This is a genomic window from Betaproteobacteria bacterium (genome assembly GCA_009377585.1).
Taxonomy (GTDB): domain Bacteria; phylum Pseudomonadota; class Gammaproteobacteria; order Burkholderiales; family WYBJ01; genus WYBJ01.
This window is the reverse complement of the sequence record WHTS01000030.1, coordinates 17,665-41,870: the sequence shown is the minus strand read 5'-3', so window position 1 is coordinate 41,870 and position 24,206 is coordinate 17,665. Positions and strand designations below refer to the sequence as shown.

The following is a 24,206-nucleotide window of genomic DNA, read 5'->3' as shown; positions in this document are numbered from 1 at the left end:
TGTGGCGCAGCGAAGAAGCACAGGAAACAATGCAGCGCGCCGGCTGCGGGCGATGCTGGTTGCTGCGTGCGCTCAGCAGCGGACATCGGCGTTCTCCACTGCGGCGGCTTCGCCGCTTTTCCCTTCGGCATCGACCGCGAGCCGCTCGGCGAGCGCGTGCCGATCGAGCTTGCCGCTGCCGGTGAGCGGCAGGCTCGCAGCCGAATGGATCGTGCTCGGCACCATATGGGCCGGTACGCGCTCGCGCAATGCCCGCCGAATGGCTGTCGGTTCCAGCGCGCTGCCGGCAACGAAGCAAACGATCGCCTGCGCCACGCCATCCTCGATCGGCCACGCCAACGCCGCCACCTGGTCGGTGCGCGCGATCGCCCGCACGTGAGCCTCGATGTCCTCGAGCTCGACGCGATGGCCGAGGAACTTGATCTGGTTGTCGCCGCGTCCCAGCACGTGGAACATGCCAGACGCATCCTGCAACGCGAGATCGCCGGTCAGATACCAGCGTTTGCCTTCGATCCAGCGGAAACGCTCGGCGGTCAGCTCGGGCGCGCCCAGGTAGCCGGCGCTCAGCTGGGCGCCCGCAATGGCGAGCTCGCCACGCTCGCCCAGCGCGGCGCGGCGCAGGTCAGGACTCATCACCGCCAGCTCAGTGCCAGGATGCGGCACGCCGATCGCCGCTATACCGCGCTCCGGCGTCGCCACGGCCGTCGCGCCCGGCTCCAGCCGCTGGCCGGCGCAATCGACGGTCGCCTCGGTCGGCCCGTACAGGTTGTCGACCACGCTGTTCGGTGCCGCCGCCTGCCACGCCTGCACCGAGGCGAGCGGGAGCGGCTCGCCGCCGAACGAGGTGTAGCGCAGGCTCGGCAGCGAGCCGGGCTGCAGCGAGCGCGTGGCGCGCATCCATGCGATCAGCGCCGGCGTGCTGCCCCAGACGGTGAGGCTTCGTTCGCGAATGAACTTCGCCGGCGAGACCTGGCTCACCGGCGGCACGACATGCAGCGACGCGCCGGCGCGCCACGGCACGAAGATCTCGCCCACGGACGGATCGAAGGTCAGTTCGGTGAACTGCGATGCGCGGTCCTGCGGCGTCATTGCCTTGCGCGCGGCGAGCGCGGCCAGGTAGGCGCCAAGCGCAGCGCACGGAACCATCACGCCCTTCGGAACGCCGGTGGTGCCGGACGTGAACACGATGTAGGCTAGGTCGCCGGCTTGCAGCGGCGTCGGAGCCACGTTGCCGTCGTACTCGGTCAACGCCTCGAGGCTGATGGCCTTACTCTGAAGGGCGGGCGGCAAGCCGCGCCATGCGGCGTCGCTCGGCACGACAAGCAATGGGATCGCGTCCAGCAGCGACGGCGTGAGCAGCGCCAGTCCTGTTTCGTCGACGATCAACCCATCGAGCGCCACCCGGGGAAGCACCGACTGCAAGCGTGGCTGCGGCCAGCGCACGCCGAGCGGGACGTACGTGGCGCCGGCCCAGGCAGCGCCGAGCACGGCGAGCATCGCGGTCAGGCTGCGCGAGCCGAGGATGCCGATGCGCTCGCCTCGGCCCATGCCGCGCGCCTGCAGCGCGTGGGCGAGCCGGGCCGCGCGCGTCCGCAGCTCCGCATAGGTCAGCTCGACGCCGCCGGCGTAGAGCGCAAGCCGATCGGGCGTGCGCAGGCATTGCTCGAATACTGGCTGAGCCGGATTGAAGCTCATGGCTGTCCTCGACGCGCATCATCGGCGAAAATCGCACCGAAGCCATGAACCCCGGAGCACGTATGCACCAAGCCCTCGAAGGCATCACCGTTCTCGACCTGAGCCACGCCCTGGCGGGGCCTTTCTGCACCATGACGCTGGGCGACCACGGCGCCCGAATCGTGAAGATCGAGCCGCCCGGAGCCGGCGATATCGCGCGTGCCTGGGGCTCGCGTGGGCCGAGCGGCGATGCGGGTTATTTCGTCGCCCTGCACCGGAACAAGCGCGGCATCGTGCTCGATCTGAAGAACCCGCGCGGCAAGGAGACGTTCTGGCGCCTGCTCGAGCATGCCGATGTCGTGGTCGAGAACTACCGGGTCGGCGCGCTCGACAAGCTGGGCCTCGGCTACGCGGAGGCGTCGAAGCGCAATCCCGGCATCGTCTATTGCTCCATCTCCGGCTTCGGCCAGGATGGACCCTACCGGGATCGCGCCGCGCTCGATCTCATCCTGCAAGCCGAAAGCGGCATGATCAGCGTCACCGGCTCGGCCGACGGGACGACCGCGCGCGCCGGGGTTTCCATCGCCGACATGACCGCCGGCATGAATGCCGCCTTCGGCGTGATGGCGGCACTGCGGGTGAGGGAAAAAACCGGGCGCGGACAGTCGGTCGACATCTCGATGATGGAGGGGCAGCTGGCGCTGCTCGGGACGATGATCGGCGACTACTTCATGGATAAACACGTGCCGCGTCCCATGGGCACCGCCTACCGATCGCTGCTGCCGTACCAGACCTTTCATACCGCCACGCGCGATCTGGCGCTCGCGGTCGGCAGCGAAAAGCTGTGGAAGGACTTCTGCCCGGCGATCGGCTGCCCGGAGCTTGCGGACGATCCGCACTACCGCACCAACCAGGATCGGCGCGCCAACCGCGCCACCCTGCTCGACAGGCTGCAGGAAGTCTTCATGACCAAGTCGTACGAGCAGTGGGAGGAGATTCTCATCGGCCGCGGCATTCCGGTCGGCGCGATCAACGATCTCGGGCAGGTCGTCGAGCACCCGCAGGTGAAGGCGCGCGGCGCCCTGGTCGACGTCGAGCATCCGCGCCTGGGCAAGGTGCGCGTCGCCGGTCCGGCGGTGCGCTTGTCGGCGACGCCGGCCAGCGTGCGCAGCGCATCGCCGCTGCTCGGTCAACATACTCGGGAAGTTCTCACTGAAATGCTTGCAATGACGGCCCGGGAGATCGACGAGTTGTACGCTGCCGGTGCCTTGGGCGCGGGCTAACGCTTTCCCAACACCTCGAACCCGATCCGGATCCAGCGATCGCCGCGATCGATCACGCGGTTGGCGCGGATGCGGAATGCGCCACCGCCCGTGGGCAGCAGGAAATCGTTGTTGCCGCCGAAACGATCGGAGCCGATCACGACGCCGTCGATGCGGCCGGCATCGGTCTCGATCGGGGCATAGATGGCCCCCGCCGGGTCCGGTGTCGCCTCGGTTTCCAGCTGCAGCGCCACGCTGCTCGGCTCGAGATCGATCAGCACCGGCGATTCGCTCAACCGCTTGATGCCGATGCTCCAGCGGCTCGCGTCCGGCACCCGGATGCGGCGCACGATGCAGCCGAGCTGCCAATTCTCGCTGCCGGCGTGGCGAAACCCGATCAGCGCACCGAGTGGAATATGTTCGCCGGCGTCCTTGGGCAGTGACGCACCCAGGCCGGTTGCGCTCCTGTCGCGCAATTCCCAGGAAGCCACCGCGGGCCGATCGGGATCGGTGTCCTCGGCGGCCAGCAAGCCCATGACCTGGTCGAAGCCGAGCACGACTTCGATCGATTCGCCGCTCACCTTCTCGCGCTCGCTGCGCCAGGTGGCGCGGCGGAAGTCCTGCGACCAGAGCTTTTCGGCCAGATCGAGAAAGGCGCCGAAATGCAATGCCACCACCCGGCTGGGCGTCGCGCCGACGGAGAGCTTGCCGGCATAGAGCTGACTGCGGGCGCGGGCCAAGGTCGCGCCCAGGGGCGCAACCGCCAGGAAACGGGTGGTTTCCGCGACAGCGGACGCAGGCGATACGCGCTCGGGCCCCTTGTCGCCCGCGAGATCGATCTGGTACCAGTGCGCTTCGGGATCGAAGAACGGTTCGACGCGCAGATCGCGCGCGCTCGCGGCAAGCCAACGCTGCGCCAGCTCCATCTGCGGCGAAGTGAGAATGCCCACGTTCAAAGTGCACGCGAGCAGGCAGTGCGCGAACGCGTCGGTGCAGCTCAGCTCGCCGCCGCCGACCTGGCGCTCCAGCCCCAGCGACTCGATCGCGCGCATGAGCTGGTTGGCTTGCTGCCAGCTCGAAGGCTGTGCCGCCGTCTGCTCGAACGCATGCCATTTGATCTCGTCGGCGCGGGCGCGCAGCGAGCAGAGCGCGAGCTCAGCGCATTGCATCTGCTCCTCGGGCAGCTGCGGGCGGTTGACGAGCCGCAACGCCGTTTGCGCGAGCGCATTGGCGATGCGCCGGTGCAGCATCTGTGCGCCGCGAATCACGGCAAGCGCCAAGGTGCCGCCGTCGCGCCCTTCCAGCAGCCCGTCCAGGATCCTCGTGTAATGCTCTTTCGATGCCCGCTGCAGCCGGGTGAGAACCAGCACGTGCGCCGGGTCGAAGGGCATCGTGTCCGGCGCGGATTCGAACAGCGCCAGCACCCGATCGAAGGTGGGCCTCGAGTCGTCATCCACGGCAGTCACGGCGCCCTCGCTGGGATCGAAATTTCGGGCAGCGTTCGCGATCATCTGCGGTTACTGCGTTTGCGTCCGGAGTAGGTGTCCATGAGCTGATCGTGCATTTCGTTTGCGAGCAGATGCGCGGTGAAGTCGAGCGGCACGCCGAGCCAGCGCTCCACCAGATCATCCGGTATGGTTTCGCCGCCGGCCTCGTCGCCATAGAGCGCATTGGTCGGATCCATCTGTTGGCCGAGAGTGCGGATCGCGGGCCAGTTGTTGTCCTGCCCGAAGGCGCCGCGGTAGGCGAGCACCAGGCGCTGATAGCGTTCCGGCATGTTCTCGCGCCGGTAGATGGCGAACAGCGCCTGCCACGGGCGCGTACTGTCCTTGCGCGCCGATACGGCCATCTCCAACAGGTCGATCGCCTTGAAGACGTCGTCGTCCTCCATGTAGTGCGTGCGCGCCTGCTGCACGATCTCTTCCGGCGAGGACAGCGCCACCACGCGCTCGGCGGCTGGCTGGAACTGCTGCGTGATGTGATACTCGCGCGTCATGGCCGCGCCCGGAAGCGTGACCGGCTGGGTTCTGACCGCATCGGGAAGCGGCAAGGAATCCGTGGTCGGCGGCGCTACCCATTCGGCGGTCTGATCGACCATGCGCGGCTGGGTGACTTCCCATTCCGCGGTATCGACCGCGCGGACCGCTTGCGCCAGCACCGGCACTTCCTGCGTTCTTTGGTGCAGGGGCGTTTCATCGAACAGCGCAGCCGATGGGGCGGCGGTGCTCGCCGGCGTTGCCGGTGTGGGCTTGAAGGTCGGCCGGCGCCGCCGGCTGATCGCGAATGCACCCAGCAGAAGGACTCCAATTCCTCCCGCCACCTTCCAATCGAGCAGCAGATCGAGAACGCTCTGGCCACGTGTGCTGCTCGCGGCCGGCGCGGCCGCCGGTGCGCTCGATGCGGCTGTGGATGCGGGTTTCGGCTGCGCGGCGGGCGCAGCCCCCAGTGCAGTAGCCGGCGCAGCCGCTGGTGCGGCAAGCGACGAAGCCGCTGGTGCGGCAAGCGGGGCCGGCGCTGCGGCGCTCGTCGCTGCGGCGGGTGCCGATGCAATCGGCGCGGCGGCCGCGGCAGTGGGACTGCTGGCGGCGCTCGCCGTCGCATCCGGCCGCTCCGGCGTGGCTGCGAGCCGCTGCTCCAGTTGGGCCTTGAGCAGCTCGGCCTGCTTCTGCAGCAGGGCTAGCCGGTCCTCCAGCGCGAGCAGCGCGGCGGCATGATCGTCGCTGCGGGCGCGCAGCTCGGAAATCCGGCGCTGCGATTCGGCCGAGGCGGGCGCTGCCGTCGAAGTTTCCGCGGCTGCCGGCGCCGCCGCCGGCGCTGCCGATCGGGTTGCGGTGGCGGCCCGAGGCGCAGGGGGCGTGATTGCCGCGCGCGCGGCCGCCGCTACCGCACCGGCTTCGACGGGTTTCGGCTGCGCGGCCGGCGAAGCTGCCGGTACCGCGTCGCGGGTACGCCGTTGCGGCCGGGCCCCAACGGCCCGCGGCAAGCGCTCGGCAATCGGAGCCGCAGGCGTCGAGGCCACAGAGGTCGAGGCAAGCGGCGTTGCCGCTGCGCTCGCCGCCGCCGGCACAGCGGGCTGCGATACGCTCGGATCGAGCACGACGAAATCGCGCCCGACCGGATTCTCGCAGCCGACTTCGAGACGCAGGCCGACCACCGGGCCCATGACCGTGCCGAGCGTTTCGATGATGACGGTGTCGGCCGATCCGACGCGAATCCGGGCACCTTGTAGCGCTTGCGCGCCGGCGGGCGCGTTCGGGTTCGGCGCGACCCGAATGCAGCCCGGATCGATGATCCCGTCGGGCGTGCGCACCGGCACGGCAGCGAAGAAGCGCTCACCCAGCCGCGAGCGGACGTCGAGCGGGCCGATGCTTTGGCCGAAACTCGCATCCGGCAGCATCGCGAGCGCAAGCGCTGTGGCCGCGACCAGCGACTTCAGCCGCAGCTCGGGAGGCAACAGACGGGGGCGCAACCGATGCCCGTGCGCCGCCGAGCTCGGTCCGAATCGGGTATTCAAGGCGATTCCGTTCATGGTTCGAGGCCCTGGTGGACGCTTCGCTCGGAGGCAGGTCCAGGCCCGGAACCTCATTAACGTCCGCGATCGCTGTAAATTCAACGATCGCTCGCTCAGGCAGAGCCCGCCCGTGCCGTGCGACAGCACGCCTTGGATGATACCGTCGCGAGCAGGATGTATGCCAGTTAGCTGTGCCGATTCAAGTCCTGCGGCCGGCGTCCGATACCGGATTCACCACAATTCGGCTTGTGCCGCCACCTGGAGACATGCAGCAGGCGGCGGCGGTCGAAGGCGCGGCCGCAGCCACAACTCATGTTCGCAAGGAGGCCGCGTAAAATCGCCGAAGCAACCGCTCGCTGCGGTGCGCTTCGGCGATGGGGTGCAATGCGTAGATGCTGGCAACCGGGAGCGCGCCCCCCGGTCGGGGGACGGGAAAGCGATCAGCTCTCGCAGAACTTGGTAACCGGCACCGGCTCCTTGGCGCCTTTGCCTTCCCAGAACATCAGCTTCTGGTCCAGCCCCTTGGAAGCGAGGTAGCTCGCCACCGACTTGGCGCGCTGCTCGGAAAGATTGGCGTTCGCGCTGTCCGCCTCGAACCGGTCGGTATGGCCGGCGATGATGATCGAGCCGATCATCACCTTGCGCTTGGCGAGCGTGGCGACGAGCTTGTCGAGATCCTGTTTGCCGCCATCCTTGAGCACCGAGCTGCCCACGTCCCATGCGCTGTCGCCTTGCGCGAACGCATTCAGTTGCAAGTTCGAATATTGCGGCTTCTTGGACTTGGCCGCCGGAGCCGGCTTGGCTTCCGCACCGGGCTTGGGTTTCGGCTTGGGCTTGAGAACGCGCCCGCCGACCTCGACGGCTACGCGCCGGTTCGGTTGCAGGCACTCGCTCAATTCCTTCGACGGCGTGGCAGCGCAGCCGGCCAGGAAGGCAGACGCCAAGGCGCCGATTATTATCGTGTTACGCATGATTCCTCCGATTTATTGACAGGGCAATTGAGTGGGCAACGGGACGTACAGGCTTCGCGGCATCCAGTCTCCTCTGCAGGTGCGGGAAGTTTGGTCTTGTGGCGGCTTGCGATGCGGCAATGCTGGGCCGTTCGCTGCACAGGCCGAAGTCTAAAGCATTGCGTGCGAGGGCGGACAGCGTAAATCCAGAATATGGACAAGGATGCGCGTGTGATGGCGCCGTTCGGCCGTCGCGACGCTTCTTGTGGCGGCGCGGGAGATTAGGACAACGGTCTTATGCGCAATCCATTGGGCGTTACTCGTACGGTGAGTGCCTGAATCGCGGCGACACGGCACGCAGCGACACTGGTCAGGCGAGTACGCTCAGCAGCACGCGTCACTCCGCCTTGATGTGCGCACTCTTTGCAAGCTTGCCGTAGGTCTCGATCTCACGCCGGATCAGTTGCTCGAGCTCGGCCGGATTCCCGTCGGCCGGTTCGATGCTCTGGTCCTGAAATTGAGCGCGAACCTCGCGCTGGCGCATCACCTTTTGCAAGCCTTCGGCCAGGCGCGCCACGATCGGCTTGGGTGTTCTTGCGGGAGCCAGCATGCCGAACCAGACGATCGCCTCAAAACCTTTCAACCCGGATTCGTCCAGCGTCGGCACCTGCGGCAGTTGCGAAGCCCGCTTGACGCTCGTCACAGCGAGTACGCGCAGCCGATCCGTCTTGACATACGGCAGCAGCGGTCCGATCGGCAGCATCGACATGTTGACGTGCCCGCCGAGCACGTCCGTGATGGCCGGCAGATCGCCCTTGTAGGGCACATGACGAATGTCGACTCGCGCAAAACTCTTGAAGAGCTCCATCGCCAGGTGATTGGTACTGCCGTTTCCGCCCGAGCCATACGTGAGCTTGCCCGGCTGGGTCTTGGCCAGAGCGATCAGCTCGCCCACCGTTCTCGCCGCCACCGACGGATGTGCGACCAACAGGTAAGGCCCAACCGAAATGAGCCCGATGGGCGAGAAATCGCGCAGCGCGTCGTAGGGGACGTCCTTGTGCACGTAGCGCATGATCGTGAGCGTACTCGGTGTGCCCATGACAAGCGTGTAGCCGTCGGGTGTGGCCTTGGCCGCGAGCTCGGTGCCGAGCATGCCGTTCGCACCGCTGCGGTTGTCGACGAGGAACTGCTGGCCGAAAAGCGTGCTGAGGCCGGGGGTGACCAGGCGTGCGACCATGTCGGGCGTCGAGCGCGCGGGCGTAGCAACCAGGACGCGCACCGGTTTGTTGGGATAGTCTTGTGCGGCGAAGCCCGTCGCCTGCCAGATGAGCCCGACGAGCACGAAGATGCATCGAAACTTCACGGCCTTGCTCCTTTGTCTTTGCTCTTTGAATGAGTGATTTTCGAACTGCGCTGAGGCGAGCCCCGCAACATAGCAAATTTCTGCGCTTACAGAGCATGTGCCCGAACAATCGAGATATGGGACGTGACGGGTTCGCGCTGCAAGCGCCGCTCGACGAGATTCGTGAAGCCCTCCGGGTTGCCTATTGATCGTATAGGACGAGCGTGACATGAAATAGGGAGCGCTCGATAGCGGGTCACGAAGCATGCGCTGCTCACAGGAAACGATATGAAGCTCTGGTATCAAAGTCTCTCCCATCAGGCCGAGACGAATGCGTACGGTCTCGTCCTTAATCGCATTCTTGGATCGGTGGCCGACGCGGATACGACGATCCACCTGCAGGGCGTGCATCGCTCCGCCGGCATCGGCCAGCACTATCGATTGCTCGAGCACCACGACACCCACGAAGTGATCGAGAACGCGGTTCGTGCGCAGAGGCAAGGGTTCGACACATTTCTCATCGGCAACATCAGCGATGCCGGAATTCGTGAAGCGCGCGAGCAAGTCGATATTCCGGTGCTGGGGCTCGGCGAGACCTGCATGCACCTTGCCTGCATGATGGGCGCAAGTTTCGGCCTGGTGGCGATCAGCGAGCGCTGGATTCCGCGCCTTACGGAGAATGCGCGTCGTTACGGGCTCGAACGCCAGCTCGTGGGCATCGAGCCGATGCGCACCTCGCCGGTCGACCTGAAGAAGGGCCTGGTGGACCGCGACCATCGGGCCGACCTGCTTGACCAGTTCACCATCGCGGCATCGCGCTTGCTCGAACGTGGCGCGGAGGTCGTGATTCCGGCCGGTGGCGAGGTCGTGGTCCTCACGATCGAGGCCGGGATGTACCGGATCGAGGGCGCACCGATCGTGAACGGCATCGTCGAGCTGGTGAAAATGGGCGAGATGGCGGCGCGGCGTTTCCGCCTCACGGGCCGCTTCGCAGCCAAGCGTGGCGGGTACGCGCCGCCGAGCGGCGAGCTTCTCGCGCGCGTACGCGCCTTCTATGGCCCCGAGGTTTATCCCGGTGCAAAATAAGGGGCCCGGAAAACACACTCATGCTGGAGAAAGCACAATGAATTCGAAAACGATCCTGGTCGAACCGACCGCACCGCCGCGACCGCAGGCGGACAGCACGTCGGCGCGGTTCGAAAGCCTGCAAGGCAAAGTCGTGGGTTTCATCGACAACGCGAAGCCCAACTTCGAACACCTGGCCGCCGAGATCGGTACGTTGCTCACCGAGCAGCATGGGGTTGCGCGCGTGCTGACGCATCGCAAGCGCACGGCTTCGCTGCCGGTTGCGCAAGAAGCGCTGGAGAGCATGGCCGCCGAATGCGACCTCGTCATCGCCGGCTCCGGCGATTGAGGGTCGTGCACGTCGTGGAGTGTCCACGACAGCATCGAGGCGGCCAAGCGCGGCAAGGCGGCCGTCACCATCTGCTCGACCGCGTTCGAGACGCTGGGCCACGCCCAGGCACGCGCGCTCGGCAATGCGGATTTGCCCATCCTTCGCGTTGCGCATCCGTTCGGCAATCGCAATCGCGACGAGATTCGAGCCATGGCGGCGCAGTGCGTCGATCAGCTGCTCGCGCTCGCTCAGCGCGCCGAGCTTCCTGGCAGCGCGGGTAAAGCTTCACCGAACTCGGCACCTGTGCCGCAGCGCTGTGCGCGCCATGAAGTGAGCGGCGACCTGGAAGCGATCCAGGCGCTCATTCGCGAACGGCGCTGGGGCGACGGGTTGCCGGTGATGCCGCCGACCGTGGAGCGGGTCGAGCGGATGCTCGCTCGCAACGGCTATTCGCCGGACGCCGTGGTTGCCTCGATCGCACCCGGGTTCGGTGTGGCGACCCTGGAGAGCATCGCGGCCAATGCGGTCATGGCGGGCTGCGCACCGGAGCATCTGCCGCTGGTGGTGGCGGCGGTCGAGGCGGTGGCGCAGGCGCAATTCAACCTGCAAGGCATCCAGGCGACGACCAACTCGGTTGCGGTCTGGGTCGTGGTCAACGGACCGGGCGCGCAGCATCTGGGCATCAATGCCGGCATCAATTGTCTCGGCCAAGGCGCCTGGGCAAATGCGACGCTCGGACGCGCCGTGCACCTGGTGCTGCAGAATATCGGCGGCGCGCTACCCGGCGAGATGGATCGTGCGACCCACGGCCAGCCGGGCAAATACACGTTCTGCTGCGCCGAGAACGAGGCGGCGAGCCCATGGCAAGCGCTGCATGTCGAGCGCGGTTTTCGGCCCGATGCGACCACCGTCACCGTGGTCGGGGCCGAAGGCACGATGAACATGAACTCGCACGCCAAGGATGCCGACCAGTTGCTCGACGCATTCGCGCAGACGATGATCCATCCGCCGAGCAACGAGTACACGCACGGCGGCGAGCCGTGGCTGATCCTGGGTCCGGAGCATGCCGAAGTGCTGCATCGCGCCGGGATGTCGAAGGCCGACGTGAAGCGCGAGCTCTGGCTGCGCTCGCGCATGGCGGCCGGACGCATGACCGACCGCGACCGCGCGCGCGTGCTCGATTCGCGCAAGGACGAATTCCCGCAGCTCGAGCTCGACACGCTGCTGACGATCGCGCCCCAGCCCGAAGACATTCAGCTGATCGTCGCCGGCGGGCCCGGCACGCATTCGGTCTATGTGCCGTGCTTCGGCAATTCGCGTGCGGTCACCGTCGAGGTACAGAGCCGGTAATCGGCGGCAACCCCACCCCCTATCCGGCGTGCATCGTCGCGATCCCGACGCCAAGCTGCGCCATACCCGAGTGGCGGACGGCGCGCGGTGGCGATTCGTCAGGCCTTGAAGCCCGACGATATCCCGGCCATTACGGCTCGCGCGGAGCGTAGGGTTCGATTGCGCGGCAGGGCCCGAGCACTGTCATCAGCACGATGGCATTGCGCGTTTGCCGGCCGTCGTGCAACAGCCCGAGTGCGGCGGGGTGAATGCGAGCGGCCGGCTCGACCGACTGCGCAGGCGGGGCGGTATATACCGGCACGGGCGCTCGGGGTAGCTCGTACGCCACCGGTTGCGCGACGGGCGCGCCCCCCCAGCTGTAGTCCAGCATCTCCTCCGCCTGGGGCTGCGGCGGCGCACCGGTCGCCTGTCTTTCCTGCTGCTGCCGTCGTGCCTTGTTCGCAGCCAGCTGCATCACGTAGTTGACGAGCAGAAAGCCCGCGATGACCAACCCATAGACGAGAAGCTCCGAAGTCGACATCGCTTCGCACCTATGTCCGCGGCGTACCCGGGGGATTGTCTCCTGCCCCCGCGATCACACCTCGCATGTCCGTGTCGGCCTGGAGATTCTTCATCCGGTAGTAATCCATGATGCCGAGGTTGCCCTGGCGGAACGCTTCGGCCATGGCGCGCGGCACCTCGGCTTCGGACTCGACCACCCTCGCGCGCATTTCCTGCTCGAGCGCGACCGCCATCGCCCGGCGCTCCTCGGCCTTGGCTTGGGCGATCAGCTTGTCGGCATTGGCTTGATCGATCTGCAGCTTCGCGCCGATGTTCTCGCCCACGTCCACGTCCGCGATATCGATGGAAAGAATTTCATAGGCGGTGCCGGCATCGAGCCCCTTGCTCAGGATGTTCTTCGAGATATGGTCCGGATTCTCCAGTACGATCTTGTGGTTCCCGGCCGAACCGATCGTGCTCACCATGCCTTCGCCGACTCGAGCGATGATGGTCTCTTCGCCCGCGCCGCCCACCAGGCGATCGATGTTCGTGCGCACCGTGACTCGCGATACGACAATGAGCTGGATTCCGTCCTTGGCCACGGCGGCGATCTTCGGTGTCTCGATTACCTTCGGCAGAACGGACATCTGCACCGCTTCCAGCACGTTGCGGCCTGCCAGGTCGATGGCCGCCGCTCGCTTGAAGGGCAGCGGTATGCTGGCCTTGTCCGCCGAGATCATGGCGTTCACGACCCGTACCACGTTGCCGCCCGCCAGATAGTGGGCTTCGAGGTCGTTGAGGGTCACATCGATGCCCGCCTTGACCGAGCTGATGCGCGCTGTGATGACGGTGCCGGGTGGCACCCGGCGCAGGCGCATGCCGATCAGCGTGAAAAGGCCTACATAGGCCCCGGAGGCCCAGGCCGCGATCCACAGCGGGATCGGCACGAGGTACAAAATCAGTACCAATCCGGCGACCAGCAGGATCAGCAATCCGAAACCTCCGGTGAAACCGGTATCGAGCCATGTCATCGTCAGTCCTTTTCTTGAAGGTTTATCGAGCGTTTGACCACAATCCTGTTGCCGTCGACCCGCATGACCTCGATCGGCTCGCCGGCATCGACGAATCCGCCTTCCGAGACCACGTCCACGCGTTCGCCGTCGAAGTCCGCGATGCCCGCGGGACGAAGCGCAGACGAAGCGCGTCCGCTCCTGCCCTGCCAGCGCAGGTCGCCTGCCGGCGTGGACACGTAACCGCTCCCGGTATGGAGCCCGGCTTGCAGCACGAGCTGCCGCCCGAACGGCAGCCGCGGCAGGTAGCGCAGCAGCAGAAGGCTCCCGACCAACGCAAAGATCAACGCGAACACCACGCGAGCGGCCGTGAGCAGGATGAAGCGTGGTGCGTCGCCTGCACCGAGCATGCTCAATACCAGGCCGCCAATGACCGCGAGGATGCCCAGCACCCCGGCGATGCCGAAGCCGGGAATCACGAACGCCTCCAGCGCCAGCAGCAGGATGCCGGCGAGGACCAGCAGCACTTCTTCCCAGCCAACCAGCTGCACCAGCCAGTGTCCCCACAGGAAACAAGCGAGGCTCGCGATCCCTAGCGCGCCGGGAATGCCGAAGCCCGGCGTGCGGATCTCGACGATGATGCCGATCATGGCAATCGTGATGAGCAACGAGCTCACCACCGGATGGGTCAGAAAGCGCACGACGTTCTCCGCCCAGTTGAGCGAGGCGTGCCGCAGTTCGGCACCCCCGAGCCCGAGGCTGCGCAGCGCCTCCTCCAGCGTGTCCGCGCGCAGGTCGGCCAGCTTGTGCTCGAGCGCCTCGTCGGTGGTCAGCGTGAGGAGCTTGCCTTTCTCGATGACGCCGGGAATTTCCACGTCCGGGTCCACCATCGCCTCCGCCAGCAGCAACGGACGCTTGCGGCTCTCCGCGGTAGCGCGAAACTCCTTGCGCACGTACGACACCGTCTTCTCGCCGACGGGCTTGGCGGCCTCACCCGCTTGTCCCGCCTGCACCGGCGTGGCCGCACCGATCGTGCTGCCGCCCGCCATCACCAGATCCGCGGCGGCCAGGCTGATCAGCGCGCCCGCCGAGATGGCGCGCTTGTTCACGAACGCGATCGTGCGCACGCGGCTGTTGAGCAGGGCATCGCGAATCTGCACCGCCGCATCGACGCGTCCGCCGAAGGTATTGATCTCGAGCACGACGGCATCGGCCTTGGCCGCGGTTGCCTCGTCGAGCACGCGTTGTACGTAAGGTGCCAGCCCCAGATCGATCGTGCCTTCGATCGGCGCGACATAGACCACTGGCCGCTCCTGCTGCGCAGACGCGAGCGCCGCGGCGAAGAGCAATCCAAGTGCGAGCAGCAAGCGCATTCGCCATCGTCCTATCGGGGGTGCGCCAGCTCTACGAGCGAGACTGGCGCGGCAACGGTCCAGTGCAATCGGGCGATATTACCCGTTTGCGCCCTACCGAATTCTTTCTTCCCTCGCTCGCGCTACGCGCCAGCATACTGCGCGCGCAGTTTCACCTTGTCGAGCTTGCCGGTGGCGGTGTGCGGCAGCTCGTCCACGACCGCGACGTCGTCCGGCAGCCACCAGCTCGGCACCTTCGCCCGCAGGTGCTCGATGAGGCTCTGGGGTTCGATCTTGCGTCCTTCTTTCGGGACCACGATCAGCAACGGCCGCTCGTCCCATTTCGGATGCGGGATGCCGATCACGGCGGCTTCGGCGACATCGGGATGGCCCACGGCGAGATTCTCCAGCGCGATGGAGGAGATCCACTCGCCGCCCGACTTGATCACGTCCTTGGCGCGATCGGTGATCTGCATGTAGCCGTTCGCATCGATGGTGGCGACGTCGCCGGTATCGAAGAACCCTTCGCCGTCGAGGACGGGCGCATCGCTGCGGAAATAAGCGCGCGCCACCGCGGCGCCTGCAACCTTCAGCCTGCCGAACGTTTTGCCGTCCCAGGGCAGGCGCCGTCCGTCGTCGTCGGTGATCTTCATCTCGACGGAGAACGGCGCGAAGCCCTGCTTGCACTTGAGATCGATCAGCGCGTCGCCGCGCAGATGGGCAGCCGCGGGCTTGACCGAGCCAATGGTGCCGACCGGGCTCATCTCGGTCATGCCCCAGGCATGGAACACTTCGATCCCTTGCGCCTCGAACGCTTCGATCAGCGAGCGCGGCGCCGCGGCCCCGCCCACCACCAGGCGCTCGAGGCTGGACAGGCGCCGATTCTCCTTCTGCATGTACTGCAGCAGCATCGCCCACACGGTCGGCACGCCGGCGCTGCAGGTGACCTGCTCGGCTTCGAGCAGCTGGTAGATCGAGGCGCCGTCGAGTCTTGCACCGGGCATGACGAGCTTGGCGCCGGTCATCGGCGCGGAGAACGCGATCGACCAGGAATTCGCATGGAACAACGGCACCACCGGCAGGATGACCGAGCGCGAGGCGAGGCCCAGCGCGTCCGGCGCGGACATCGCCATCGAATGCAGCACGTTGGAGCGATGCGAATAGAGCACGCCCTTGGGATGGCCCGTCGTTCCGGAGGTATAGCAAAGCCCGGCCGCGGCGCGCTCGTCGATATCGACCCAGGCGAAGTCACCGTCGACTTCGCCGATCCAGTCCTCGTAGGCGATCGCGTTGCGCAGCCGGGTGTCCGGCATGTGGGCGCGATCGGTGAGAACGACGTAGCGTTGCACCGTGGCGAGCTTGTCGGCAAGCGCCTCCAGCAGCGGCACGAACGTGAGGTCGGTCATGAGCAACCGATCCTCGGCATGATTCACGATCCAGGCGATCTGCTCGGGAAAGAGCCGAGGGTTCACGGTGTGATAGACCGCGCCGGCGCCGGTGATGCCGTACCAGGCTTCCAGATGACGCGCGCTGTTCCAGGCCAACGTGGCGACCCGGTCGCCCGGTGCAATGCCCTCGCGCGCCAGTCGCTGTGCGACGCTCAGGGCCCGGGCCCGGATCGCTGCGTAGTTGGTGCGAACGATCGGCCCTTCCACCGAGCGGGTCACCACTTCGCGGCTGCCGTGCTGGCACGCGGCGTAATCGATGATCCGCGAGACGAGCAACGGCCAGTCCTGCATCAATCCGAGCATCGGCTCCTCCTTTGACGCGATGCCTGCTCGCCTCCCGCGAAAGGCGGCTCTCATTCCGTGCTCCCCGTTCGCACGTGGAGCGACGTGCACCGTCATCCCCGCGCAAGCGAGCGCTGCGGGTCGTCAGCGACAGCGTCGTTCCCGCGTAGGCGCGCACAGGCGGAATCCAAAGTGTTGCCAGCATAGCGCGGATTCGCGTGCGGCCGTATCGTTGAGCGCGTGATCTCGGCGTGGTACGGTCGCCGGCTCGCGGCCTCGCCTGTTGTTCGCGCCCGGGCCGACAGACGGAGAACCCGATGTCCGAATCGATCCATTCCCCCGCGCTCGACTATTCCGGCCTCGTCGGCGAATCGAACGTCATGGTCGCAATGCGCGACGGCGTGCGGCTCGCAACCGACATCTATCGGCCGGCCCGCGATGGGCACGCGGTGACCGAGCCGCTGCCCGTGATCCTCGAACGCACCCCCTATGGCAAAGCGCGCGCTTCGCGCTCCGAGCTCGACCGCGGCGAGACCGAGGCGCGGCCGCGCGCGGAAGTCGCCGAATGGTTCGTGCGCCGCGGCTACGTCGTGATCTACCAGGACTGTCGCGGCCGCTACGATTCCGAGGGCCACTTCGTGAAGTAATGGACGCACGGCACGTTCGACGACTACTGGCGCCAGCTCGGCATCTACGCCGAGGGTTGGCACGAGCGCTTCGCCGACGTGCCGCAGATCCACATGTCGAGCTGGTACGATGCCTACGTGCCGACTGCGCTCGAAAATTACCTGGGTCTCGAGGCACGCAAGCGCGGTCCGGTGCGGCTCATCATGGGGCCGTGGACGCACGGCGATCGCAGCCAATCGTGGCGGGCGAGGTCGATTTCGGGCCGGCCGCGACCATCGACGGCAATCTCGCCGCGCATTGGCGCGAGCTGCGGCTGCGCTGGTTCGAGCACTGGCTGAAAGGCCGGGCGAACGGCGTCGAGCGCGAAGCCGCGGTGCGGCTGTTTCTCATGGGGGGCGGATCGGGCCGGCGCGATGCGGCCGGACGCATGCAGCACGGCGGCGCATTCGACCAGCGCGAAGACCCGCGCTTCTTCGGCTGCACGCGCTTCGGGCTGCCGCTGGCCGCGCGGCGCGACGTGCTCGTGTTCCAGACCCCACCCCTTGCCGAGGATGTGGCCGTGATCGGCCCGCTGCTGATCCGGCTGCACGTGAGCTCGAACTGCGTCGACACCGATTTCACCGCCAAGCTGATCGACGTGCATCCGGCGAACCCCGACTATCCGCGCGGCTTCGCGATGAACCTCGCCGACGGCATCCTGCGGCTCCGCTACCGCGATTCATGGGAGAAACCGGTAATGATGACGCCGGGCACGGTGTACGAGATCGCGATCGAGCCGTATGCCACCTGCAATCTGTTCCCAGGCCGGCCATCGCATCCGGGTCGACGTCTCGTCGAGCAACTTTCCGCGCTACGATCTGAACTACAACACCGGCGAGCCCGAGGGGGCGGCGGTGCGCAAGCGCATTGCCACCAATAGCGTCTATGTCGACCGGCTGCGCGCCTCGCACATCGTGCTGCCGATCGTGCCGCTGTCCGCCCTGCGGGGCATCTAGCGGCCGGGGGCACGGATCGGGTCAGGTCTTGCTTGTTGCGCGAACGCGCTTGTTTCGCAGGAAATGCAAGAAGCAAGACCTGACTCCACGCGCGACCTGCCCGCCACGCTCACAATGTATTAGCATGTCCGCATCGACCGCCGACAAGGGAGACCAGCCGTGCCGAATCTCGACTCGCTCACCGCTAATGCCCATAACACCCGACTGATTGGCTATCACGACTTGCAGGGGCGCGAATCCCTGCAGGTGACGTTGCAGGGCGATTGGTGTTACGTCGGTCATTTGCCGGGCTCCTCGCGTAATCCGCTTACCGGCAAGGACGAACCCAACGGGACGTCGATCCTCAACGTCTCGAACCCGGCCCGACCCGAGCTCCTGGCACACATTCCGGGCGCGGCAGAGGCGAATTGCCGCTCGGTACAGGTGATCGATAGCCCGCGCGACGGCAGGCGCTATCTCGCACGCAACCACGAGACGGCGAGCGCCTGCAGTTTCCAGGTCTTCGACATCACCGATCGCGCGAAGCCCGAAATGGTCGCCGACGTGAAAGAGACCCCGGCCGGACCGATGAACATCGCGCACAAAGGCTGGTGGGACGCCGAAACGGGACTCTACTTCGGCTGCGCCAACGAGCCGGGCTTCCGTCCCGGCGGGCACCTGGTCATCTGGGATTTCTCGGCGCCGGGCAAGCCCAGGTACGTGGCCAATCATTGGCTGCCGGGCCAGCGCCTTTCCGAGCCGTTCGACAAGGACAAGGGCCCCAACCTGCACCATCCCGTGGTCGACATGCCGAACAAGCGCGTGTATCTGTCCTACGCGCGCGGCGGTAACGTCGCGGTGCTCGACATCCAGAACATCACCAAGCCCGAGCTCGTTTTCGATTACACGATCGAGCCGCAGTTCAAGGGACCGCATACTTCGATGCCGTTCTTCGGCGTGAAAACGCCCAACTTCACGCCCGACTTCGGTGACGTGCGCGATTACATCATCGTCGCCAACGAAGCGAGCGATGCGCAATATCAAGGGCTGGAGGTGCGGTGCATGGTTTTCATGCTCGACGTGACGGCACGGGACAACCCGATGATGGTCGATATCTTTCGGGTGCCCGATGCAGACTTCCTCACGCAAGGCGGACGCTTTGGCCCGCACCAGTTCAACGAGACTCAGGACAACAAGCTCTACCGGCCACAGGACAACCGCAATCTGCTGTACGTCGCGTACTTCGCCGGGGGGTTGCGGGTACTGGACATCTCGGACCCCTTCGCCATGAAGGAAGTCGGCTACTACATTCCGAAGACGACCTCGACCACCATACCACGGCTCAAGACGGTGATTCAGACCAACGACGTGGATCTCGATTACCGCGGGCTCGCCTACATCAGCGATCGCGCGGGGACCGGCCTGCACGTCGTCGAATATCTCGGCTGAGGGGCCGCTTGGAACGTCACCACAACAGCCGCGGCTGGTTGTAGCGCCATGTCTCGAGCATCCAGCAGCAGTAGGCGATCGCCGCCTTCGCGTCGTCCGGCTGCATGAGGCGAAAGCGCGTGTTCGGCGGGTTGTTGCGACCGCCCTCGGTGATCATTTCGACGTAGGTCACGTCGTTGCCCTGGGTGGTGATCTCGATGCGCCCCGTATCCGGCGGGCTCGTGTCGATCACGTTGCGGCCGGGCAGCGCGATCACGCGGAAGAACGTTCCCGGCAGCGAGGCGCCGACCAGGCGGTTGTCGACCCAGAGCGTGGTCTCCGGACCGCTCAACGCAACTCCGGAGCGATAGATATAGATGACGGCCTCGCGCGTGACTGGCTCGAAACGTCTGGCTTCGGCCGTGCGCTCCGGGGTTGCCTGGGGCGTGCTGGCGCAGGCCGCGACCAATGCGATTGTGCCGAGTGCAATGAATGTGCGAAGGCACGGCGCCAACCCTGCATATCGAAAGCGCATGACGATGTTCCGCGAGTCGATGTCGAAGCATCGATTCTAAGGCGCAAATGGCGTGCGGGCTTGGCGCCGGCAAAGGGAGTTGCGTTGCCGGCGAGGGGATTGCGCTGCAGGTGAGGGCCCAGCGGCGATGGTTGTTGCCGAAGGCTGCGTTCGGTAGTATCGGATGACTACCGGAGTCGAACGCATGAGCACCGTTGCCACCAGCTTGAAGCTGCCGCCGGATCTGAAGAAGCGAATCGACGAACTGGCCCGGGTCTCCGGCCAGTCAACGCACGCTTTCATGCTGCAGGCTCTGCAGCTGCATGTCGAGGAAGCGGAGAAGCACCGGCGGTTCGTGGCCGATGCGCTTGCGGCTGACGAAGAAATGGAGCGAACCGGCCAAGGTTATCCCTTCGACAAGGCGAGGGCATACCTGGAGGCGAGGATCATCGGCAAACCTGCAGCGAGACCCAGAAAAGTGTCGTGGCGGAAATAGTTCTTTCCGCTGCTGCATTGGACGACCTCGATCGCATCAACGCGTTTCTTCTGGAGATTGCTGCCGAATCGGCGGCGGCGGTTCAGGCGCCCATTCTGGATGCACTCGCCATTCTTGCCGATCATCCGCGAATGGGTCGTCGCGTGGAGCCCGGGCTTCGCGAGCTGGTCATTTCGACCGGCCGAACGGGTAATCTTGCCCTGTATCGTCATGACGAGCGCCGACACCTCGTTCGCATCCTGCGCATTCGACATCAGCGCGACGCGGGCTACCGCGATTGAGAATCCATGCTCGAAGCAACGTTGCGCAGTTGGGGCAGGCTCTCTTAGGTCGCTCCGCCGGTAAGGCCCAATCGATCGCCGTGCAATAATGCCAGAAGCGCAATCGGCGGAGTGCTTCACATGCAGGAGCTGCTGCTTCACGACGCGACCGTCATCGCCATGGATCGCAGCCGCGCCATACTCGAACACACTTCCGTGGCGATTCGCGACGAGCGCATCGTCGAGGTGGGCCCGGCCGCGACCTTGCGGGATCGGTACCGCACGGCCCAGGTGATCGATTGCCGTCGCAAGGCCGTCATGCCGGGCATGGTGGATCTGCACGGATACCTGGGCGGCAGCTTGCTGAAATCCACCGGGCAAAACTTGAGCGGCGGCGTGCGCCGCACGATGCTGGAGAACCTGCTGCCGGATTTCACCGACGAGGCGTGGTGGCAGGCCGATGCGCAACTGAACGCGCTCGAACGCCTCAAGATGGGCACCACCTGCATGTTCTCGATGATGGGCGGTAACGGCACGCGCACCGATGACGTGGCGTTCACGCAGATCGCCGCGCGCGAGCTCCAGCGCATTGGCCTTCGCACCCGCATCGGCATAGGTCCGGCGCGCCCGCCCTGGCCGCGCCGCTTCACCTATTGGCGCAACGGCGTGAAGACCGAGCGCATGGTGGGTTTCGACGAAGTCATGGACAACTGCGAGCGGCTGTTGTCGCAACGCGCGCAGGACAGCGCAAGCATCGTCGACTACGGCGTCGCCTTATCGCGCATCGGCAATCGCAACGAGCACGATCCGGTGTGGTCTCCGGAGCGTGAGCAGTGGGTGCGCAAGCAGGCCGAGGCCGTTTTGCACTTGAAGAAGAAGCATGGCGTGATCTTCTGGACTCACATGTACGGCAACGCCATCGAATACGCCCATGACGAGAAGCTCGGCCTGCTGGGACCCGATACGGTCCTGTCGCACTGCACCGGCATTTCCGAGCGGGCGATCGGCATCATGCGCGATACCGGCACGCATGGGGCGCACCATCCGCGCGCCGGGCGCATCTATACCTACCCGGGTCGCTGTCCCGTGCCCGAGCTGATCGACGCGGGCGTCACCGTGGCGCTCGGCTCGGATGCGCCGGCCACCCACAACTGCGACCTGTTCCTGGACATGAAGGCGGCCATCGATCAGCAACGCATCCATTTCAAGGACGCCGACATTCTGCCGCCGGGCAAGGTGCTGGAGATGGCAACCATCGACGGCTGCAAGGCGCTCGGCCTGGACCAGGAATTGGGATCGGTGGAAGTCGGAAAAAAGGCCGACTTGATCACCATCGATCTGTTTCAGCCGCACCTGTATCCCTTGGACATGCTGGTCTACCGGCTCGTCTACAACGCCACGGGCGCCGACGTTGCCGATGTGACGGTGTCCGGCCGGCTGGTGATGCAAGACCGAAAGCTGTTGACCATCGACGAGACCGAAGTGCTGGAGCATGCCCAAGCCGTGTACCAGCGCTTTGTCGAGCGCGCCGACTTGGCGGCGCACACCCGCAACTCGGACCGTTTCTGGGGCGCGTCGCGGGCAGAGTAGATCGTTGGCGCCTTGGACGAGGGGTGGCGTGAGATGCGCCGCGGATTTCACGCAACATCGGAAAACACATGGTGTCCTGAGTCAGAAGTTCGTCACCCCCGCGAACGCGGGGGTCCAGGCGGAGTCTCGTTCTGGATTCCCGCTTGCGCGGGAATGACGAATTACAACGGATTTGCGATTTACCACACTGGCGGTAGCGCATGGCGGTAGAGCAGGCGTACGAGATCGGCGTCGACATCGGGGGCACATTCACCGATGTGGTTTGCAGGAGCACGCGGGGGGAACTGCGACTCGCCAAGATTCCGACCACGCGCGCCGATCCGAGCGCCGGAGTCTTGCACGCGGTGGCGCATATGACGCGCGAGTGGGGAATCGCGCCGCAAGCGATCGCCCGCTTTGTCCACGGCACGACGGTAGCAACCAACGCCGTGCTCGAGCGCAAGGGCGCGAAGATCGGTCTCATCACCACCCTCGGCTTCAGGGATGTGCTCGAAATCGGCCGCCAGAGTCGCCACCACGTCTACAGCGTGATGCTCACGCCGGAGACGCCGGTGTTCCTGGCGCCGGGCGCGCTGCGCAGGGAAGTCTCCGAGCGTGTCGCGGCCACGGGCGAGGTGATCGTCGCGCTCGACGAGGCGGCTGTGCTGCGCGCGGCCGATGCGCTGGCCGCCGAAGGCGTGGAGGCGATCGCGATCGCGTTCCTGTTCTCCTTTCTCAATCCGGCACACGAGCGGCGTGCGGCCGAGATCGTGCGCGAAGCCCATCCGCAGCTCATGCTCTCGCTCTCCTGCGAGGTCGATCCGGCGTTCCGGGAATACGAGCGCACCTGCATCACTGCCTTCGATGCGTATCTCAAGCCCGTGATCGAGCGCTATCTGCAGGCCATGGAGCGGGACCTCGAGACCCGCAGTGTCGGCGCACCGTTGCAGATCATGCAGTCGCGCGGCGGTGTCGCTTCGTCGCGCGTGGCCAGGCGTAGCCCCGTGCGCCTGTTTCTCTCCGGACCGGCGGCCGGGGTGATCGGCGGACGCGTCGCGGGCGAAGCGGCCGGGGCGAATGACGTCATCACGATTGACATCGGCGGCACCAGCGCGGACATCGCGCTCATCCATCGCGGCAAGCCGCTGATCGCCGCCGAAGGAATGCTCGACGGTTACGCCGTGCGCGTGCCGATGGTCGACGTGAACGCGATCGGCGCCGGTGGCGGCAGCATCGCCTGGCTGGACGGCGCGAAATCGCTGCGCGTCGGTCCGCACTCGGCCGGTTCGGAACCGGGGCCCGCATGCTATGGCCGCGGTGGCACCGAGGCTACGGTTACCGATGCCTCCATCGTTCTCGGCTACATCGATCCGGCGTACTTCGTCGGCGGCACGATGCGGCTCGAGCCGGATCTCGCCCGAAAAGCGATCGAGAGCCGGGTCGCCAGGCCGCTCGGCATGAGCGTCGAGCAGGCTGCGCTCGGCATCCACCGGGTAATCAACGCCACGATGGCCGAGGGCATCCGCTTCGTCTCGGTGAAGCGCGGCATCGACCCGAGGCGTTTCAGCCTGGTGCCACTCGGCGGCGGCGGGCCGGTACATGCGAGCGCACTGGCGCGCGAGCTCGGCATGCGGCGGGTGATCGTGCCGCTGCATCCGGGCGTGCTGTCGGCGGCGGGGCTTCTGGCCGCGCCGGTCGAGCATCAGGCGGCGGTTGCCTTCAACACGCCGGTCGCGCGAGTGACGCGGCAGCAGCTTGCGCAAGTTTTCGCGGAGCTCGACGCGCGCTGTGATGCGCTCATGATGAGCGAGCGGGTGGCGCGCAGCCGCATCGAGCGCCACTATCTCGCCGACGTTTGTTACATCGGCCAGTCCTACCATCTGGAAGTCGCGGTGGCGGTTCGCAGCGACGACGCGCTCGAGCGTCTCACCCGTGATTTCTACGAAGTGCACGACCGCATCTATGGCCACAGCGCGCCCGGGCCGATCCAGTTCGTGAACCTGCGCGCGGTGCATCAGGCGCAGGTTGGCGGCCCCGATGCAGCGGTCGACTACGCGCCTGCCGCGGGCGATGCGTGCAAGGGCACGCGCGCGATTCTCACGGCCCAATCGGGCAAGTTCGTGCAGGCGCGCGTGTACGAGCGAAGCCGGATCGCGCCAGGTACGCGCTTCGAGGGCCCCGCGATCCTCGAGCAGTCGGATACGACCACCGTTCTCGATTGCGGCTGGCAGGCCGAGATCGACAGCCGCGGAAGCTTGATTCTCACCGCGGCGCCATGAGA

At 66.2% G+C, this 24,206-nt stretch carries 19 protein-coding genes and 1 pseudogene; 10 read left to right on the top strand and 10 right to left on the bottom strand.

The genetic code is table 11. The annotated features are described in order from the left end of the window. Positions 1-72: 72 nt before the first annotated feature. A complete protein-coding gene (locus tag GEV05_12110; protein ID MPZ44127.1) occupies positions 73-1,695 on the bottom strand; it encodes an amino acid adenylation domain-containing protein in 1,623 nt (540 codons plus the stop codon). A gap of 44 nt (positions 1,696-1,739) precedes the next feature. On the opposite strand from GEV05_12110, the gene GEV05_12105 reads away from it, so the two are divergent. Further along, on the top strand, positions 1,740-2,957 hold the full coding sequence (locus GEV05_12105; GenBank protein ID MPZ44126.1) for a CoA transferase: 1,218 nt from the start codon (positions 1,740-1,742) through the stop codon (positions 2,955-2,957). On the opposite strand, the gene GEV05_12100 is transcribed toward GEV05_12105, so the two are convergent. From GEV05_12100 to GEV05_12085, 4 genes are all read right to left on the bottom strand, one after another. Continuing rightward, the gene (locus GEV05_12100) at positions 2,954-4,402 is read right to left on the bottom strand and encodes a hypothetical protein (GenBank protein ID MPZ44125.1); all 1,449 of its coding nucleotides are present in this window, start codon (positions 4,400-4,402) and stop codon (positions 2,954-2,956) included. The two genes, GEV05_12105 and GEV05_12100, sit on opposite strands and share 4 nt — an antisense overlap. Positions 4,403-4,443: 41 nt before the next feature. Next, on the bottom strand, positions 4,444-6,450 hold the full coding sequence (locus GEV05_12095; GenBank protein ID MPZ44124.1) for a hypothetical protein: 2,007 nt from the start codon (positions 6,448-6,450) through the stop codon (positions 4,444-4,446). A 437-nt stretch (positions 6,451-6,887) separates the two neighbouring features. After that, positions 6,888-7,418, bottom strand: coding sequence for an OmpA family protein (locus GEV05_12090; GenBank protein ID MPZ44123.1), 531 nt, complete (start codon positions 7,416-7,418; stop codon positions 6,888-6,890). 376 nt (positions 7,419-7,794) lie between these two features. Then, a complete protein-coding gene (locus GEV05_12085) occupies positions 7,795-9,516 on the bottom strand; it encodes a hypothetical protein (GenBank protein ID MPZ44122.1) in 1,722 nt (573 codons plus the stop codon). On the opposite strand from GEV05_12085, the gene GEV05_12080 reads away from it, so the two are divergent. The 3 genes from GEV05_12080 (at position 9,502) to GEV05_12070 (ending at position 11,485) form a co-directional block, all read left to right on the top strand. Further along, positions 9,502-9,825 (top strand): hypothetical protein, encoded by a 324-nt coding sequence (locus GEV05_12080; protein MPZ44121.1) that lies wholly within the window; start codon positions 9,502-9,504, stop codon positions 9,823-9,825. The genes GEV05_12085 and GEV05_12080 overlap by 15 nt on opposite strands. A 37-nt stretch (positions 9,826-9,862) precedes the next feature. Next, a complete protein-coding gene (locus tag GEV05_12075) occupies positions 9,863-10,153 on the top strand; it encodes a hypothetical protein (protein ID MPZ44120.1) in 291 nt (96 codons plus the stop codon). 192 nt (positions 10,154-10,345) lie between these two features. Beyond that, positions 10,346-11,485, top strand: coding sequence for a hypothetical protein (locus GEV05_12070; protein MPZ44119.1), 1,140 nt, complete (start codon positions 10,346-10,348; stop codon positions 11,483-11,485). 130 nt (positions 11,486-11,615) lie between these two features. On the opposite strand, the gene GEV05_12065 is transcribed toward GEV05_12070, so the two are convergent. The 4 genes from GEV05_12065 to GEV05_12050 all read right to left on the bottom strand — a co-directional run bounded on the left by GEV05_12065 (position 11,616) and on the right by GEV05_12050 (position 16,078). Continuing rightward, entirely contained in the window at positions 11,616-12,005 is a 390-nt protein-coding gene (locus tag GEV05_12065; protein MPZ44118.1) for a hypothetical protein, read from the bottom strand. A 10-nt stretch (positions 12,006-12,015) separates the two neighbouring features. Further along, entirely contained in the window at positions 12,016-12,996 is a 981-nt protein-coding gene (gene floA / locus GEV05_12060; GenBank protein ID MPZ44117.1) for a flotillin-like protein FloA, read from the bottom strand. A 2-nt stretch (positions 12,997-12,998) separates the two neighbouring features. Then, positions 12,999-14,348 (bottom strand): nodulation protein NfeD, encoded by a 1,350-nt coding sequence (locus GEV05_12055; GenBank protein MPZ44116.1) that lies wholly within the window; start codon positions 14,346-14,348, stop codon positions 12,999-13,001. Between the two features lie 122 nt (positions 14,349-14,470). Then, entirely contained in the window at positions 14,471-16,078 is a 1,608-nt protein-coding gene (locus GEV05_12050; protein ID MPZ44115.1) for a long-chain-fatty-acid--CoA ligase, read from the bottom strand. A gap of 359 nt (positions 16,079-16,437) precedes the next feature. On the opposite strand from GEV05_12050, the pseudogene GEV05_12045 reads away from it, so the two are divergent. Together GEV05_12045 and GEV05_12040 are read left to right on the top strand one after the other, a co-directional pair. Then, positions 16,438-17,679: pseudogene (locus tag GEV05_12045) on the top strand (CocE/NonD family hydrolase). 159 nt (positions 17,680-17,838) lie between these two features. Continuing rightward, positions 17,839-19,107 carry a hypothetical protein gene (locus GEV05_12040; protein ID MPZ44114.1) on the top strand — a complete coding sequence of 423 codons (1,269 nt, stop codon included), beginning with the start codon at positions 17,839-17,841 and terminating at the stop codon, positions 19,105-19,107. A 16-nt stretch (positions 19,108-19,123) separates the two neighbouring features. Here the strand turns inward: GEV05_12040 and GEV05_12035 are convergent, their stop codons facing one another. Further along, positions 19,124-19,621: a hypothetical protein gene (locus GEV05_12035; GenBank protein ID MPZ44113.1), complete on the bottom strand. Its 498-nt coding sequence runs from the start codon at positions 19,619-19,621 to the stop codon at positions 19,124-19,126. Positions 19,622-19,805: 184 nt separating this feature from the next. On the opposite strand from GEV05_12035, the gene GEV05_12030 reads away from it, so the two are divergent. The 4 genes from GEV05_12030 (at position 19,806) to GEV05_12015 (ending at position 24,204) form a co-directional block, all read left to right on the top strand. Next, complete coding sequence (locus GEV05_12030) at positions 19,806-20,096, top strand: ribbon-helix-helix protein, CopG family (protein MPZ44112.1); 291 nt, start codon at positions 19,806-19,808, stop codon at positions 20,094-20,096. Then, entirely contained in the window at positions 20,093-20,377 is a 285-nt protein-coding gene (locus GEV05_12025) for a type II toxin-antitoxin system RelE/ParE family toxin (GenBank protein MPZ44111.1), read from the top strand. The genes GEV05_12030 and GEV05_12025 overlap by 4 nt, the downstream gene beginning before the upstream one ends. A 120-nt stretch (positions 20,378-20,497) precedes the next feature. Then, the gene (locus GEV05_12020; protein MPZ44110.1) at positions 20,498-21,946 is read left to right on the top strand and encodes an amidohydrolase family protein; all 1,449 of its coding nucleotides are present in this window, start codon (positions 20,498-20,500) and stop codon (positions 21,944-21,946) included. 200 nt (positions 21,947-22,146) lie between these two features. Beyond that, positions 22,147-24,204 (top strand): hydantoinase/oxoprolinase family protein, encoded by a 2,058-nt coding sequence (locus GEV05_12015; protein ID MPZ44109.1) that lies wholly within the window; start codon positions 22,147-22,149, stop codon positions 24,202-24,204. Positions 24,205-24,206 lie beyond the last annotated feature (2 nt).